This is a genomic window from Caldovatus sediminis, from assembly GCF_014644455.1.
Taxonomy (GTDB): domain Bacteria; phylum Pseudomonadota; class Alphaproteobacteria; order Acetobacterales; family Acetobacteraceae; genus Caldovatus; species Caldovatus sediminis.
The window spans coordinates 48909-64053 of record NZ_BMKS01000001.1; the positions used below are offsets into that span (position 1 = coordinate 48909).

Here is a 15145-nt window from a genome sequence, read left to right on the forward strand (position 1 = left end):
GGGATGGCCGGAACGAGGCCGGAGGCGGAATCGGCGGCGGCGACGTTGGTACGGTTCGAGGGCGTGCGCAAGGAGTATGCGCCGCCGCCGGCGCCGCCGGCCGTGCGGGAGCTCGATCTCGCGGTGGAGCGGGGCGAGCTGTTGACCCTGCTCGGCCCCTCGGGCTCGGGCAAGACCACCACGCTGATGATGCTGGCCGGGTTCGAGCGGCCGACCGCCGGGCGCATCCTGCTCGAGGGCCGCGACATCGCGGGCCTGCCGCCGCACCGCCGCGGCATCGGCGTGGTGTTCCAGAGCTACGCGCTGTTCCCGCACATGACGGTGGCCGAGAACATCGCCTTCCCGCTGGAGGTGCGCGGCGTGCGCCGCTCCGAGCGGGCCGCGCGGGTCCGGCGCGCCCTCTCGCTGGTGCGGCTCGAGGGCTATGGCGACCGGCGCCCGAGCCAGCTCTCCGGCGGGCAGCAGCAGCGCGTGGCGCTCGCCCGCGCGCTGGTGTTCGAGCCGCCGATCGTGCTGCTCGACGAGCCGCTCGGCGCGCTCGACAAGAGCCTGCGCGAGGAGATGCAGCTCGAGCTGCGCGCGCTGCAGCGGCGGCTGCGGGTGACGATGCTCTACGTCACCCACGACCAGCAGGAGGCGATGACCCTCTCCGACCGGATCGCGGTGTTCGAGGGCGGGCGGATCCGCCAGCTCGCCGCGCCGCGCACGCTCTACGAGGAGCCGGGCAACGCCTTCGTCGCGGGCTTCGTGGGCGAGAACAACCTGCTCCCGGGCACCGTGATCGGGCCGGGCGAGGAGCACGACGAGTGCCGCGTCCGCCTCGACGTCGGGCTGGAGGTGGAGGCGCGGGTCGCCGACGCCGGCGGTCCGGGCACGCGCTGCGTGGTCGCGGTGCGGCCGGAGCGGGTGGCGATCGCCGCCGTCCCGGCGCGCGAGTTCGGCGAGGAGGGCGGCGCGCTGGCGGCGGTGGTGATGGAGAGCATCTTCCTCGGCGACCATGTGCGGCTGAAGGTCTCGCTCGGCGACCGCGGGGAGATCGTCGCGAAGCGACCGGCGATGGGCCCGCCCCCGCCGCCGCCCGGCACGCATGTCTCGGTCGCCTGGCACGCCGCGAACGCGCGCGCCTTCCGGATCGAGGAACCTTCGGGCTAGGCCGCTCTCGCCCGGCCGCGCGCCGCGGCGGCCCCGGCTCGCCGTTGGTCGCGCAGATCCGCGCTTCCGGCCGGTTCCAGCCGTCCGCGATCTGCTCTAGGATGCGCCGCAAGCGGGAGGCGAAGAAGCAGGACCGATGCTGGGGCGGAGAAGGCTCGCGCTGGGCGGCGGGGCTGCCGCGCTCGCCGCGGGAGCGGGCGCGCGGCGCGCGGAGGCGCAGACGCGCGACCTGACGATCGTCTCCCGGGGCGGCGCCTACCAGGACGCGCAGCGCGAGGCCTATTTCCGTCCCTTCGCGCAACGGACCCAGACCCGCATCCTGGAGGAGACGTGGGACGGCGGCATCGCCGCGCTGCGCCAGCGCGCCGCCTCGGGCACCAGCACCTGGGACCTCGTGCAGGTGGAGGGCGAGGAGCTCCTGATCGGCACCGCCGAGGGCCTGTTCGAGCCGCTCGACTGGGAAGCGATCGGGGGCCGCGACGCCTACATCCCCCAGGCCGTGCATACCCACGGGGTGGGCGCAGTGCTCTACAGCGTCGTGCTCGCCTGGGACCGGACCCGGCTGGCCGAGGCGGCCGCGCCGCGCGGCTGGGCCGACCTGTTCGACATCCGCCGGATTCCCGGCAAGCGCGCCTTCCGGCGCGGGCCGAAGACGACGCTGGAGATCGCGCTGCTCGCCGACGGCGTCGCGCCGGGGGAGGTCTATCCCCTGCTCCGCGCCGGCGAGGGCGTGGACCGCGCCTTCGCGCGCCTCGATTCGATCCGGTCCGAGCTGGTCTGGTGGGAGCGCGGCTCGCAGCCGCCGCGCTGGCTGGCAAGCGGCGAGGTCGCGCTGAGCGTCGCCGACAACGGCCGGATCTGGGCCGCGAACGCCGCCGAGGGCGGGCGTGACCTCGGCCTGCTCTGGACCGGCCACCTGATGGCGATGGACTCCTGGGTGGTGATGCGGGACAGCCCGAACCGGGCGCGAGCGCTGGAGTTCCTGCGCTTCGCCGGGCGCCCGGAGGTGCAGGCCGAGCTGCCGCCGCGCATTCCCTACGGCGTGACCGCGCGCGGGGCGGACGAGCGGTTGCCGCCGCATGTCGCGCTGCGGCTGCCGACGGCGCATCTCGAGCAGGGCCTGTGGATCAGCGACCGGTTCTGGCTGGAGCACCTCGACGTCCTGACGCGCCGCTTCGACGACTGGCTCGGCGGCTGACCGCCGGCCGCCCGGCCGGCCGCCGACGCGCGGCGGCATGCGGGGCGGCGGCCGCGCCGGGGGAGCGGAACGCAAAGGGCCCTGTCGGGTCCGGGAGCGGCGTCCGGCCCCGCCACGGTCCGGCACCGCCGCGGAACTGCGGCAGCGCCCCGGACCGACCGCTACCCGCCGCAGCGGGTCGTCCGCCCCTCCGCGAAGTCCAGCAGGCAGGCGCCGTAGCGCTGCGTGAACCGCCAGTCGGCGCCGGCGCCGTGGCCGGAGAAGTCCTGCGGCCGGTCGAGGAAGAGCAGCGCGCCGACCCGCGGGCCCGACAGGGCGCGGAAGATCGCGGCCCGCTGCTCGGGGTCGGGGTCGAAGGGATCGTCCGCGAAGTTGGCGACGACCACGCGGGCCTTCGGGTTCTGCGCCGCGGCGACGACGCGGCGGAGGTCGTCGAGCGCCCAGGCATGGGCCGGGCTGCCGGTCGGACCATGCGCGGCCGGCGCGATCGCGACCACCGCATCGGCCAGCCCCGGCCGGTCGAGCGCCTGCAGCGCGTTCCACGCCCCGCGCGACTGGCCGCCCACCACGATGCGCCGGTAGCCCTGGGCGCGCAGCGAGGCGAGGGCCTCGCGCAGCCAAGCCGCGCCCGCCTCCGTCTCGTCGGTGGCGGGGTCGCGGTCGAAGCGCAGGACGTCGTAGCCGGCGTGGTTGAAGGGGCGGACATGGGGCTGCGGCTGCGCGCCGCGGCTGTCGATGCCGTTCGGCGCCCGGCCATGGGCCCAGACATAGGCGCCGCGGGCCGCCTGCGGACCGTGCCAGAGGAAGCGCGCGTCGGGCACCACCGCATAGCCCGGCCCGGCGACGAGGGGCCGGTCCGGCACCGCAGGCGCCACGGCCTCGAGCCCCGGCCACAGGACGGCAAGGTCGCGGGCGTAAAGCCGGCAGTCGCTGCCGCCCCAGCGCCGGCAATTGGCGAGGGCGCGCTCGGCGGTCCGCTCCGGATCGCTCTCGATGCCGGAGGCCCAGCCCCAGGCGCCCTCGCGGCTGACCGCGAAGGCGCGCGGCAGGGGGCGGAGCAGGAAGCGCCGGTAGTCCTCCCGCCCCTCCTGCGGCAGGTAGGGGACGCGGCTGGCATCCAGGAGGGCCGCGATGGCGACGTCGGCGGACGCAGCGGCAGGGGCCATGGCCGCCGGCGCGGGTTGTGCCGGCGGCGGCGCGGTGACGGATGCGGCGAGGGGCGGACCGGTTTCGGCCGCGCGCGGCGCGTCGTGACCCAGGCCGGTAAGTGCGGCCAGCGAGATCCCAGCCGCAATTAGAGCGGATACAATGTAATTGAACATTGCGTGAGGTCCCTGAAAGGCAGGGAACCATAGGCAGGCCGCTTGCGGCAAGAGGGTCGCGAGGGCATGGTCCGCGCCTCCCGCCGGCCTTGGCCGAGCCTGCGCCGCCCCGTCCCCGCGCGGCAGCGCCGGCCCACCCCGCCCGATCCGGCGCCGTTCCTGGGGATTCGCCATGCGCGTGAAGGACGTGAAGAAGGTGGTGCTCGCCTACTCCGGCGGGCTCGACACCTCGGTCATCCTGAAGTGGCTGCAGACCACCTATCGCTGCGAGGTCGTCACCTTCACCGCCGATCTCGGCCAGGGCGAGGAGCTGGGGCCGGCGCGCGAGAAGGCGCGCCTCCTCGGCATCAGGGAGGAGAACATCTTCGTGGACGACCTCCGCGAGGAGTTCGTCCGCGACTTCGTCTTCCCGATGTTCCGCGCCAACGCCCTCTACGAGGGCTTCTACCTGCTCGGCACCTCGATCGCCCGCCCGCTGATCGCCAAGCGCCAGATCGAGATCGCCGAGCGGACCGGCGCCGACGCCGTGGCGCATGGTGCGACCGGCAAGGGCAACGACCAGGTGCGCTTCGAGCTCAGCTACTACGCGCTGAAGCCCGACGTGAAGGTGATCGCGCCCTGGCGGGAGTGGGACCTGACCTCGCGCACCAGGCTGCTCGAGTTCGCCGAGGCGCACCAGATCCCGATCGCCAAGGACAAGCGCGGCGAGGCGCCGTTCAGCGTGGACGCCAACCTGCTGCACTCCTCCTCCGAGGGGAAGATCCTCGAGGACCCCTGGGTGGAGCCGGACGAGATCGTCTGGCAGCGCACCATCCGCCCCGAGGACGCGCCCGACCGACCGGAGGAGATCACCGTGGAATTCGAGCGCGGCGATCCGGTGGCGGTGAACGGCGAGCGCCTCTCCCCCGCCGCGCTGCTGACCAGGCTGAACGAGCTGGGCAGGCGCAACGGCATCGGGCGGCTCGACCTGGTGGAGAACCGCTTCGTCGGCATGAAGTCCCGCGGCTGCTACGAGACGCCGGGCGGCACCATCCTGCACGTCGCGCACCGCGCGATCGAGAGCATCACCCTCGACCGCGAGGCCGCGCACCTCAAGGACGGCCTGATGCCGAAATACGCCGAGCTGGTCTATTACGGCTTCTGGTTCTCGCCGGAGCGGCGGATGCTGCAGGCGCTGGTGGACGAGAGCCAGAGAAGCGTGACCGGCACGGTGCGGCTGAAGCTCTACAAGGGCAACGTGATCGTCACCGGGCGGCGCTCGCCGAACAGCCTCTACTCGATGAAGCACGTCACCTTCGAGGAGGACCAGGGCGCCTACGACCAGTTCGACGCGCAGGGCTTCATCCGGCTGAACGCGCTCCGGCTGCGGCTGGCGGCGATGGCGGGGCGGAAGGGCGGGGGGCTGTAGGGCGCGGGGGGCCGCTCAGCCCCCGCCGAGCAGGCGGGCGACGAGGGCGTCGATCCGGGCGGCGATGCCGTCCGCGGCGAGGGCGGCGCGGATGGCGCGGCGCTGGGCGGTGAAGTGCGCGGATTCGTCCAGTGCGACGCGGGCGGCGACGCGCTCCGCCCGCTCGGCCGCGGCGGCGAGCTCGCGGTGCAGCGGGACGGCGCTGTCGTAGAGGGGAATGGGGAGTTCCCAGACCAGGTTGTCGAAGTGCCGCGCGCCGCCCTCGCCGCGCGGTTGCAGATGCGCGACCTCGGCGCGGGTGGTTTCGCTGTTCAGGATTGCGGCCAGGTAACGCGCCTCGTTCATGTTGCGCGCCGGAGCCCAGTAGGCCGCATGCTCCACAATCGTGGTCCGGTCGTCCAGGATCGCCGCGGCGGGCAGGAGCCCCGATGCGGCGTAAACGACCCGCAATGGCGCCGGCCGTGCTTGCGCCGACAGCTTGCGCATGTGGTCGAGCTGCTCGCTCAGCGTCATCCGCAACCGCCCGTCAGGGCGCCGCTTCGCGTGCGCGGCCCATTTCGCCTCGATGTCGCGCAGCCACGCGGCGAGGTGGCGGTAGCCGGCGCTGGCGGCGGCGCGCGCATCGAGGATCGTGCCGTCCTCCTCCATCGGGATCACCCCCAGCACCTCGCGCGGCAGCAGCCGGAACGGCGCGATCCCCTCGCCGAGCAGCACCGGGCGCTGGAATTCGATCTCCACCGGCCCGCTCGGCGGCGCCACCGCGTTCCAGGGGTGCTTGTCGAGCGCGCCGGTCCGCCCCGTCACCCGCGGCGCGGCGCGGTTCACGCCGAGCCGCCCGCCGGTCTCGCGCGTCACCAGGAAGAATCGCCGCGGCACGATCGTCGCGCCCTGCCTGAACCGCGCCCGGTAGGGCGAGTTCGCGGTCAGCGTCCGCAGCTCCGGCCACGGCTCGCGCCGCCAGCGCAGCGCCCGCTCCGCCTGCGCCGCCGTCGCGTCGCGCGCGGGCAGGTCGCCGACGGCCCGCCATATCCGGTCGGGCGGCGGACCCTGGGCGTCGCGCCGGCCGATCAGCACGCAGGCCGGCACCGGGAACAGCGGCGAGACGTCCTGGTTGTCCAGGCTCCACGCCTCCTCGATCCGCACCTGCACGTCGCGCAGGTCGCCGGCGCGCAGCCCGGCGAAGACCGGCCCGGTCAGCGCCGAGCGCGGCATGACGAAGGCGATGGTCCCGCCCCGCTTCAGGTAGCGCTGCGCGCAGCGCGCCCAGAACAGCGCCGCGAGGTCCTGGTTCGTCGCCAGCGCGCCGCCGACCCAGAGGTTCATCCGCTCCAGCGCCTCCTTCACCCGCGCCTTCATCTCCGCCGAGAGGTGCCGGTAGGCGACCCAGGGCGGGTTGCCGATCACCACCTCCGCCCGCTGGTCGGGGCGCGCAAGCCAGAGCGGCCGCGCCAGGTTGCGCAGCACGAAGGGCCAGATCGCGTCCCGCCCCTGGCGGTAGAGCGCCAGCACCTGCGCGTAGGTGGCGGCCATCGCCTTCGCGTCCGCCGGCGCGACGCCGGGGATGCGGGCGAGGCGCCGCGCCATGGCCTCCTCCTCCACGCCCTCCGCCAGCCCGTCGGCCAGTTCGCGCACGCCGCGGTCGTAGAGCGCGGGGTCGCGCGCCAGGCCCTCCGGCACCCGCAGCGGGCGGCCCTCCGGCACGCTCACCTCCATGTAGGTCGCGCCGACCGCCTGCTGGCGCGCCCACTGCATGGAATCGCCGAGGAACACCGGCACGTGCAGGTCGCCCTCGCGCCGCGCCACGTCCTCGCCGAGCGCGAGCAGCCAGGTCACGCGGGCGATGATCGCCGCGACGGGATGCACGTCCACGCCGCGCACCTGCTCCTCGCACGCCTTGAGCGCCCGCGCCGGCGTCCAGCCGGCCTCCCGCGCCGCCGCGCGCAGCCGGCGGATGGCGTGGAACAGGAAGGTGCCGGAGCCGCAGGCCGGATCGAGCACGCGGCTCTCGAGCGGCCGTTCGATCGCCCGTGCGACGAGGCGCGCCGCGAGCCAGTCGGGCGTGTAGTACTCGCCGAGGCCGTGGCGGTCGCGCCGGTCAATCAGGCTCTCGTAGAGCGCCTTGAGCACGTCCACCTCGGCCCGCGGCAGGTCGAAGCGCGCGGTCTGGCGGGCGAGGCGGAGCACCAGGTCGCGCCCCTCCGCCTCCTCCAGCACCCAGTCGAAGAAGTCGCTCTCGACGGCGCCGTGGATGCCGTCCGCGCGCAGCGCCGCGCCGGAGAGGATGTCGGCGGCGTCGAGCCGCTCGATGTCGAGGGCAAGGACGCGCGTCGCCATCGTCTTGGTGACGATGGTGAGGTAGGTGTGCTGGAGGAACAGCGAATCGTCGCCGGTTTCGGCGCCATAGACCACGCGCAGCAGACCGTCCCAGAGCTGGCGCTTCAGCCGCACCTCCGGATGGTCCTTGAGGCGCGCCCAGAGCGCCTCGAGCCGCCCCATGGCGCGGCCGAAGGCGAGGCTCTCGCGCCCCAGCTCGCGGCGCACCGTGAGCGGGTCGGGCGGCAGCGCCGTGCGGTCGGAGACGGCGGATTCGAGCCAGGCGAGGAGGGCGGCGCCGTCCTCGGGCCGGGTGCGGTGGCGGCCGATCTCGGCGAGCGCCCGGCCGCGCAGCTCGAAGGCGACGAACTCGGCGCCGTCGGTGGCGATGCCGACGTAGCTGCGGCGCTGCCGGGCCTCGCACTCCGCGAGGTAGTCCGGCAGGCGCGCCAGCACGTCCGGCATCTCGCGCCGCAGGTCCCTCTTGAACTCGAAGACGGTGGCGCCGAACAGCATGTCGGCGCGGCCCTGCACGGCCTCCAGCCGGACCTCGTGCTCGATCTCGCGGTAGGCGACGCCGAGGCCGTTGGCGAGGATCTCCTGCACCAGGGCCGCGACATTGTTGTGCCCCGGCCGGCGGGCGAGCTCGGCGACGAGCTCCGGCAGGCGCCGCTGGCGCCAGGACTCGGACATGCAACGAGCATGGCGTCGCGCCGGCGTGACCGGCAAGCCTGCCCGCGCCGCCCGGGACCGGGTAGGATGCCGCCATGCACGGGACGCGACTCGGCCGCCAGGGCGACCTCTTCGCCCCCCAGCCCGACCTCTTCGACCAGGCCGGAGGCGGCGCTGCCGTGCCGCCGGGCGAGGAGGAGGCGCCGCCGGAATTCGTCGCGCGCCTGCGCGCCGAGCTGCACGCCACCCTCGCCCGCGTGCAGGCGGCGGAGCGCCTCCCCTTCCGCGACCTGACCCGGGCGGCGCTGGCCGAGATGCGCTTCCACTCGATCAGCCGCACCTGGCTGCCGCCCGGGGAGGCGGAGGCGCTGCGCGCCGCGTTCGAGAAGGAGATGGCGCGGCTCTACGCCGCCGAGGACGCCGCGGCGGAGCAAGCACGGAGCGCGGCCGCGCCCGCCCCTCCCCCGCCGTGCCGATCGGCGCCGGCGGCGCGCCCTCCCGGCTCCGCCGGTGCGCCGGTGGAAGATGGGGGCCACGCCCGGGGCGGCGAGCGGTTGCGGTGAAGAGGGCCTTGGCCGCGGCCCGGGCGCGGCATCACGCGCGCCATGCCGCCGGCGGCCACGGGATCGGCGACAACCGCGCCCCGCAGGCCTCTGCGCGCGGGTCTCCTAGAGGTCGAGGATCCGCCGCGGATCGGCGCGCCCGCGCAGCAGGTCCCGCAGCGCCAGCAGGTTGCCGCGGAGCCGGCCGACGCGGTCCACCTCCGGCTCCGGCGCGAGCGAGCGCAGGGCGTTGATCGCGCAGTGGCGCAGCGCGCTCGGGATGGCGTGGCTCCAGGGGAAGCTGCCCTTGCGCGCGAGGTAGAGGGGGTTCGCCACCTGGCTGTAGCCGAGCCGGAGGCCCGGCGTGCGCGCGGCCTTGACGCCGAGATGCACGCCGCGCGCGCCGGCGAGCCGCAGGATCGCCCCCCCGCTCGCCGCGGCGAGGCGGCGGGTGAAGTCGATGTCCTCGTACCAGGCGTAGAGCGGCAGCGCCTCGTCGAAGCGCAGGCCGTGCGCGCGCACCGGCGCGAGGCGGACCGCCATGTTGCAGCCGTAGCCGTTGAAGTGCGGCGCGGCGGCGAGCGGGTCGGCGGCGCCGGGATCGCGCGCGAGGATGGCGCGGCCCTCCGCGACCGCGATGCCCGGCCCCTTGGCGCCGTCGGCGATCACCTCGCCGGTGGCGACGACGCAGTCGGGCCGGGCCGTCATCACCGCCTCGAGCACGGCGAGGTAGTCGGGCGCGGGCAGGAAGTCGTCGTCGAGGAACAGCAGCACGTCGCAGTCCGGCCCCGCCGCGTCGAGGATGGCGTTGCGCTGGCGCGGCAGCCCGGCCTCGGCGCGCAGGAAGGCGACGCCCGGATGCGCCTCGGGCAAGGCGGCGACGTCCTCCGGGCCGACATGGCAGACCAGCACCCGCTCCGGCGCGCGGCGCTGGCGGGCGAGCTCGGCGAGCGTCTCGGCGAGGATCGCCGCGCGGCCGCGCGTGGCGATGCCGACGGCGATGCGGAGGCTCATGCGGGCCATTCCTGCGGCGCCGGCTCGAGCGGCGCGAGCCTCCGGCCCGCCGCCGCCTCGCCGCCCGCGAGGAGGCCGAGCAGCCGTCCGCGCAGCGTCGCGGCGTAGTAGGCGAATTCGAGCCGGCGCAGGCGCAGCGCGGCGAACGCCATGCCGCCGAGCGGGCGCACCAGGAAGCGCAGCCACACCCCGGGCGAGGGCGCGTGCCGGCGCAGCACCAGCCCGAAGCCGGCGCCGTAGAGCGCGGCGCGCTCCACCGCGACCGGCGTCAGCCGCTTGTCGGGATGGACGACGCGCTGCCCGAGGTCGTAGCGCGCGGCGTGGCCGGCGCGGATCGCGCGCGCGACGAGGTCGTTGCCCTCGCCCGAGCCGAAGCGCGTGCCGGGGCCGAGCCGCTCGTCGAAGCCGCCGAGCGCGAGGGCGAGGTCGCGGCGCAGGAACAGGTTGAACTCGATGACGCTGGTCCAGAGGGTGTCGAGCGTGATCGGCCCGCCCTCCTCCCGCCAGCGGCCGGAGCCGAGGCCGCCCGCGGGCGATTCCGCCGGGCCGGTCAGCACGGCGAGCGCGGGATCGGCGCGGAACGCGGCGTCCACGCGGTCGAGCAGGCCGGGCGGGTAGAGGCAGTCGTCGTCGGGGAAGCCGACGATCGCCCCGCGCGCGGCGCGCAGGCCGAGGTTGCGGGCATGGCAGGCATTGTTCCGCGCCGAGCGCAGCCGGAGCAGGGGGAGGCGGCCGGAAAAGCGCGCGACCACGGGGGCGAGGCGGTCGTCGTCGTTCTGGTCCACGACGATCGCCTCCGCGTCGGCGCGGTCCTGGGCGAGGAGGGAGTCGAGGAACTGCGCCAGTTCCTCGACCCGCCCGCGCGTGGCGACGATCAGCGAGAACCTCACGGCCCCGCCCCCGCGAGGTGGCGCGCGACGAGCGCGGTGATCTCCTCCCGGAAGCGCGCCTGGCCGAAGCGCTCGGCGTTGCGCCGGCAGGCCTCCGGGGTGATGGCGGGCGCGAGCGCGTCGAAGCGGGCGAGCGCCGCGACGAGCGAATCGGCGGTCTGCTCGGCGAAGAGCAGGCCGGTGGGGGCGGGATCGGGCGGGACGCGGACGATGTCGCGCGCGCCGCCGCGGCCGAAGGCGATGACCGGGGTGCCGCAGGCCTGCGCCTCGACGAGGGCGATGCCGAAATCCTCCTCGGCGGCGTGGATGCAGGCGCGGGCGGTCTGCATCAGCCGCACCAGCTCCGCCTGGCCGACGCGGCCGCGCAGCTCGATGTTCGGCGCCTCGCCCGCGGCGGCGCGCACCGCCGCCTCCCCGGGGCCGTCGCCGACGACGATCAGGCGGCGGTCGGGCATGCGGCGGAAGGCCTCGGCGACCAGCTCGACGCGCTTGTAGGGCACCATGCGCGAGGCGACGAGGAAATGGTCGCCCTTCGCGCGGTGCATGGCGAAGGCCCCGACGTCCACCGGCGGGTGGATCACCACGGATTCGCGCCGCCAGGCCTTGCGGATGCGCTCGGCGATGTAGGCGGAGTTCGCCACCAGCACGTCCACGCCGGCGGCGCTCGCGCGGTCCCAGGCGCGCATCCGGTGCAGCAGCCAGCGGGTGTAGGCGCCGCGCAGGCCGCGCTCGAGCCCGGCCTGGCGCAGGTACTGGTGCTGCAGGTCCCAGGCGTAGCGCATCGGCGAGTGGATGTAGGAGACGTGCAACTGCCCCGGCCCCGTCAGCACGCCCTTGGCGACCGCGTGCGAGGAGGAGACCACGAGGTCGTAGCCCGAGAGGTCGAGCTGCTCGATGGCGAGCGGCATCAGGCCGAGATACCAGCGGAACCGTCGCCGCGCGAAGGGCAGGCGCTGGATGAAGGTGGTGCGCGGGACGCGGCCGCCGAGGAAGTGGCGCTCCGGGTCGGGGAGGAAGTCGCAGACGGCGAAGAGGTCGGCCTCCGGCCAGCAGTGCAGGAGCTGCTCGACCACGCGCTCGGACCCGGCGTAGGTCTCGAACCACTCGTGCACGATCGCGACCTTCATCGCGGCGCCGGTCCTTCCGGTGGGAGGAGGCGCAGCAGCGTCCCGGCCGCGCGGCGCCAGGTGAAGGATCGCGCGCGGTCCCGGCCCCGCGCGCGCAGCGCATCGGCGAGGCCCGGCTCGTCGAGCAGGCGGCGGAACGCCCCGACGAGGCTCTCCGGGTCGGCCGCGTCGAACCACAGCGCGGCGTCGCCGCAGATCTCCGGCACCGCGCCGGAGCGGGCGGCGAGGACGGGGCAGCCGCACAGCATCGCCTCCACCGGCGGCAGGCCGAAGCCCTCGTAGCGCGAGGGGAAGACGAGGCAGAGCGCGTTCTCGTAGAGCGCGCGCAGCTCGGCGTCGCCGACGCGGCCGAGCGCGATCGCGCCCCCTCCCCCGGCGCCCGCGGCCGGGCGGAACACCGCGGGATCGGCCGCGCCCGCGGCGGCAAGCGCGAGGCCGCGCGCGGCGAGCAGCGCCGCCGCGCCGCGCAGCGCGTCGAGGTTCTTGTGCGCCGCGCGGCTGCCGACCGCCAGCGCGTAGCGCCGCGGCGCCAGGCCGTGCCGGGCGAGCACGGCGGCATCGGCCGGCGCGCGCAGGATGTGCTCGGCCCCCTCGGGCATCACCCCGATCCGCGCCGGATCGAGCCCGAGCCGCGCCGCGATCCGCCCGCGGGAGAATTCGGAGACGGTGACGATCCGCGCGCCCGTGCGGGCGAGCGTCCGGTGCAGCAGCCGGTACCAGGCGCGGAAGGGCAGCGCGTAGGAGTCGGGCGTGTCGAAGGCGCCGGCGTCGTGGATCACCACCGCCTGGCGGCGCCCCGCCAGCACCGGCGCGGTGTTGCCGAGGTTGAGCAGGAAGGCGCCGCGCGCGGCGCGCGGCAGTTCGAACTGCTCCCAGGCCTGGCCGCGCAGCCGCCCGACCTCCGCCACCTCGAGGTGCCGCAGCGCCGGCGGCGCGGCGCCGCGGGGCACGAGCACGCGCGTCGCCGGCCACGCCCCTTCGCCGGCCAGCGCGTCCATCGCGGCGGCGAGCTCGGCTGCGAAGCGCTGCACGCCGGTCAGCGCCTGGGTCAGGAAGCGGCCGTTGAGGACGAAACGGGTCACGGCGCCCCCCTCGGGCGCGCCGGCCACCTCCGCGGCCGGGGCAGCGCGGCCAGCAGCGCGGCGCGTTCGTCCGCCGGAACGGCCCGCCACGCCAGCCCGGCGAAGCCGCCGAGCACCGCCAGCCCGGCCGGCGCCGTCACGGCCGCGCCGGCCGCAACGCCCGCGGCGAGGGCGGCGACCGCCGCCAGCCCGGCGCCGCCCAAGGCCAGGGCCGGCGCCAGGTCGCGCACGGCGGCGGCGGCCGGCGGGTAGAGCCGCGCCGCGAGCCAGAGCCGCCCGCCGCACTCCACCGCCGCCCGCGCGCTCCAGGCCAGCGCCACGCCCTCGATGCCGAAGCCGGCGACGAGGAGCAGCGCGCCGAGCGGCAGGTAGACGGCCGCCTGCGCCAGGGCGAAGCGCGCCGTCGCGTCCGGCCGGCCGATCGCGTCCAGCAGGCTGCCCGGGGCGAAGCCGACGCAGGAGAACAGGATGCCGACGCCGAGGATGCGCAGCACCTCCGCCCCGCCGGCGGCGAAGGCCGCGCCGAGCCAGAGGCGCAGGATCGTCTCGGCGAAGGCCACCAGCGCCAGGCAGGCCGGCAGCACCAGCGCCGCGATCAGCAGCGCGCCGCGGCGCAGCAGCGCGGCGGTCTCGCCCGGCATGGCGCGGAAGCCGGAGGCGAGGGCGGGCAGCAGCGCCTGCGCCACCGCCACGGGCAGGATCCACATCCGCATCACCAGGTCGAGCGGCGTCGCGTAGTAGGCCACCGCCGCGAGCGAGAGCAGCGCGCCGATCAGGAAGCGATCGGCGTGGAGCAGCGCCTGGGTGAGCGCGCCGGAGACGCTCATCCACCCGCCGAGCCTGAGCAGCGGCAGCGCCGGGGCGAGGCGCGGCCGCGCGCGGGACAGCCCCGGCACCAGCCGCCGCACCAGCCAGGCGTAGGAGAGCGTGTTGGCGAGCCGGCAGGCGACGAGGGCGAGCACCACCGCGACGAGCGAGTCCCAGACCAGCAGCGCCAGCATCGGGCCGAGGTAGTAGAAGGCGCCGACCGGGATGCTCACCAGGTTGGCCGCGCGGAACCGCTGGTGCGCGGCGAGCACGCCCCAGAGCGCGGCGTTCACCACCACCAGCGGCGCGGCGAGGACCAGCAGGCGGAAGGCGCGCACCGCCTCCGCCTGCAGCGCGGGCGGCACGTTCAGCACGCGCCCGACCAGCGCCGGCATCGCCCACCACAGCAGCGCCGCGCCGGTCAGGCTGATCGCGGCGAGGACGAGGACGGCCGCCGCGACCAGCTCCGCCTCGCCCGCCCGCGCGCCGCCGCCGGCGCCGAGGCGCTCCGCCAGCGCCCGGGTCAGCGCCGGGCCGACGCCGAGGTCGAACACGCCGAACACGCCGACCAGGCCGAGCGCCAGGGTGAACAGCCCCCAGCGTTCGATGCCGAGCTGGCCGAGCAGGACCGGCGTGACCAGGAGGGCGAGCAGCAGCGGCAGCCCGCGCCCGGCGGCGTTCCACGCCGCGCCGGAGAGGAGGCGGCGCCCGGCGCCCGCGCCGCGCCTGTCGTCCGTTGACCCGTTCATGCGAGGGCGCGCAGCGAAGCAGCCGCGCGGCGCGGCGGCAAGGAGGCGTTCAGTAGGCGCCGCGGCGGAACAGCACGGCGGCCGGGGTGCGCAGCAGGATGCGCAGGTCCTCGCGCAGCGAGGGCCGGGTGACGTAGGCGACGTCGAGCGCGACGCGGTCCGCGTAGCTCGTGTCGTTGCGCCCGCTCACCTGCCAGAGCCCGGTGATGCCGGGCCGCACCGCCTTGTAGTGCTCCGCCGCGGCGCCGTAGCAGGCGGCGAGCTCGGCCTCGGGCACCGGGCGCGGGCCGACGAGGCTCATCTCCCCGCGCAGCACGTTGATGAGCTGCGGCAGCTCGTCGAGGCTCGAGGCGCGCAGGAAGCGGCCGATCCGGGTGATGCGCGGGTCGTGGCGCAGCTTGCGCGTCGCCTCCCATTCGGCGCGGGCGGCGGGGTCGGCCTCGAGCAGCGCGGCGAGGCGCGCCTCGGCGTCCGGCACCATGGTGCGGAACTTCAGGCAGCGGAACGGCGCGCCGCCGCGGCCGACGCGGCGGTGGGCGAAGAGCGCCGGCCCGCCATCGGCGCGGACCAGCAAGGCGATGAGGCCGAGCGGCACCGCCAGGGCGGCGAGCAGCGCGGCGGCGCCGAACAGGTCGAGCGCGCGCTTGAGCGCGGGGCGCAGCCGCTCGCGCAGCGGCTCGGCCGCGCCAGGCCGCGCCGGGAGCCCGCCCCGGCGCGGCAGCCGCATCTCCTCGGCGGGGGCGCCAAGGAAGGCGAGTTGCATGCCGGGCGCCAGGACGGGCGCCGGCGCGCGCGCCGCAGCCTCCTGCCGCGAGGGCTGGCCGACATCCACGCCGCGCATGGTTTGACCTCTGTACCGCACCACCGCT

At 76.0% G+C, this 15145-nt stretch carries 12 protein-coding genes; 4 read left to right on the forward strand and 8 right to left on the reverse strand.

Annotated elements, in window-relative coordinates; all coding sequences use genetic code 11:
• Positions 1 to 3 precede the first annotated feature (3 nt).
• Both IEX99_RS00255 and IEX99_RS00260 read left to right on the forward strand, forming a co-directional pair.
• The gene (locus IEX99_RS00255; RefSeq protein WP_188897262.1) at positions 4 to 1152 is read left to right on the forward strand and encodes an ABC transporter ATP-binding protein; all 1149 of its coding nucleotides are present in this window, start codon (positions 4 to 6) and stop codon (positions 1150 to 1152) included.
• Positions 1153 to 1288: 136 nt separating this feature from the next.
• Positions 1289 to 2350, forward strand: coding sequence for an ABC transporter substrate-binding protein (locus IEX99_RS00260; RefSeq protein WP_188897264.1), 1062 nt, complete (start codon positions 1289 to 1291; stop codon positions 2348 to 2350).
• A 161-nt stretch (positions 2351 to 2511) separates the two neighbouring features.
• On the opposite strand, the gene IEX99_RS00265 is transcribed toward IEX99_RS00260, so the two are convergent.
• Positions 2512 to 3516, reverse strand: coding sequence for a hypothetical protein (locus IEX99_RS00265; protein WP_188897266.1), 1005 nt, complete (start codon positions 3514 to 3516; stop codon positions 2512 to 2514).
• A 328-nt stretch (positions 3517 to 3844) separates the two neighbouring features.
• Between IEX99_RS00265 and IEX99_RS00270 the strand changes: the two genes are divergently transcribed.
• On the forward strand, positions 3845 to 5080 hold the full coding sequence (locus tag IEX99_RS00270) for an argininosuccinate synthase (protein ID WP_188897268.1): 1236 nt from the start codon (positions 3845 to 3847) through the stop codon (positions 5078 to 5080).
• Between the two features lie 15 nt (positions 5081 to 5095).
• Here the strand turns inward: IEX99_RS00270 and IEX99_RS00275 are convergent, their stop codons facing one another.
• Positions 5096 to 8086 carry an N-6 DNA methylase gene (locus IEX99_RS00275; RefSeq protein WP_188897271.1) on the reverse strand — a complete coding sequence of 997 codons (2991 nt, stop codon included), beginning with the start codon at positions 8084 to 8086 and terminating at the stop codon, positions 5096 to 5098.
• A gap of 74 nt (positions 8087 to 8160) precedes the next feature.
• On the opposite strand from IEX99_RS00275, the gene IEX99_RS00280 reads away from it, so the two are divergent.
• Positions 8161 to 8628 carry a hypothetical protein gene (locus IEX99_RS00280; RefSeq protein ID WP_188897273.1) on the forward strand — a complete coding sequence of 156 codons (468 nt, stop codon included), beginning with the start codon at positions 8161 to 8163 and terminating at the stop codon, positions 8626 to 8628.
• A gap of 105 nt (positions 8629 to 8733) precedes the next feature.
• On the opposite strand, the gene IEX99_RS00285 is transcribed toward IEX99_RS00280, so the two are convergent.
• Genes IEX99_RS00285 through IEX99_RS00310 form a run of 6 tightly spaced genes read right to left on the reverse strand, consistent with a single transcriptional unit; the run spans position 8734 to position 15117 of the window.
• Positions 8734 to 9621 carry a glycosyltransferase family 2 protein gene (locus tag IEX99_RS00285; protein WP_188897276.1) on the reverse strand — a complete coding sequence of 296 codons (888 nt, stop codon included), beginning with the start codon at positions 9619 to 9621 and terminating at the stop codon, positions 8734 to 8736.
• Positions 9618 to 10511 carry a glycosyltransferase family 2 protein gene (locus tag IEX99_RS00290; RefSeq protein WP_188897278.1) on the reverse strand — a complete coding sequence of 298 codons (894 nt, stop codon included), beginning with the start codon at positions 10509 to 10511 and terminating at the stop codon, positions 9618 to 9620. The genes IEX99_RS00285 and IEX99_RS00290 overlap by 4 nt, the downstream gene beginning before the upstream one ends.
• Positions 10508 to 11638, reverse strand: coding sequence for a glycosyltransferase (locus IEX99_RS00295; protein WP_188897280.1), 1131 nt, complete (start codon positions 11636 to 11638; stop codon positions 10508 to 10510). The genes IEX99_RS00290 and IEX99_RS00295 overlap by 4 nt, the downstream gene beginning before the upstream one ends.
• A complete protein-coding gene (locus IEX99_RS00300) occupies positions 11635 to 12720 on the reverse strand; it encodes a glycosyltransferase family 4 protein (protein WP_229677715.1) in 1086 nt (361 codons plus the stop codon). The genes IEX99_RS00295 and IEX99_RS00300 overlap by 4 nt, the downstream gene beginning before the upstream one ends.
• Positions 12717 to 14276, reverse strand: a complete 1560-nt coding sequence (locus IEX99_RS00305; RefSeq protein WP_188897282.1) for an oligosaccharide flippase family protein — start codon at positions 14274 to 14276, stop codon at positions 12717 to 12719. Before IEX99_RS00305 ends, IEX99_RS00300 begins: the two co-directional genes overlap by 4 nt.
• Positions 14277 to 14325: 49 nt before the next feature.
• Entirely contained in the window at positions 14326 to 15117 is a 792-nt protein-coding gene (locus IEX99_RS00310; RefSeq protein WP_188897284.1) for a sugar transferase, read from the reverse strand.
• Positions 15118 to 15145 lie beyond the last annotated feature (28 nt).

Coding starts and splice junctions, on each gene's coding strand:
- IEX99_RS00295 (WP_188897280.1), bottom strand. CDS start 11,638: ATGAAGGTCGCGATCGTGCACGAGTGGTTCGAGACCTACGCCGGGTCC.
- IEX99_RS00260 (WP_188897264.1), top strand. CDS start 1,289: ATGCTGGGGCGGAGAAGGCTCGCGCTGGGCGGCGGGGCTGCCGCGCTC.
- IEX99_RS00270 (WP_188897268.1), top strand. CDS start 3,845: ATGCGCGTGAAGGACGTGAAGAAGGTGGTGCTCGCCTACTCCGGCGGG.
- IEX99_RS00275 (WP_188897271.1), bottom strand. CDS start 8,086: ATGTCCGAGTCCTGGCGCCAGCGGCGCCTGCCGGAGCTCGTCGCCGAG.
- IEX99_RS00285 (WP_188897276.1), bottom strand. CDS start 9,621: ATGAGCCTCCGCATCGCCGTCGGCATCGCCACGCGCGGCCGCGCGGCG.
- IEX99_RS00280 (WP_188897273.1), top strand. CDS start 8,161: ATGCACGGGACGCGACTCGGCCGCCAGGGCGACCTCTTCGCCCCCCAG.
- IEX99_RS00255 (WP_188897262.1), top strand. CDS start 4: ATGGCCGGAACGAGGCCGGAGGCGGAATCGGCGGCGGCGACGTTGGTA.
- IEX99_RS00310 (WP_188897284.1), bottom strand. CDS start 15,117: ATGCGCGGCGTGGATGTCGGCCAGCCCTCGCGGCAGGAGGCTGCGGCG.
- IEX99_RS00265 (WP_188897266.1), bottom strand. CDS start 3,516: ATGGCCCCTGCCGCTGCGTCCGCCGACGTCGCCATCGCGGCCCTCCTG.
- IEX99_RS00305 (WP_188897282.1), bottom strand. CDS start 14,276: ATGAACGGGTCAACGGACGACAGGCGCGGCGCGGGCGCCGGGCGCCGC.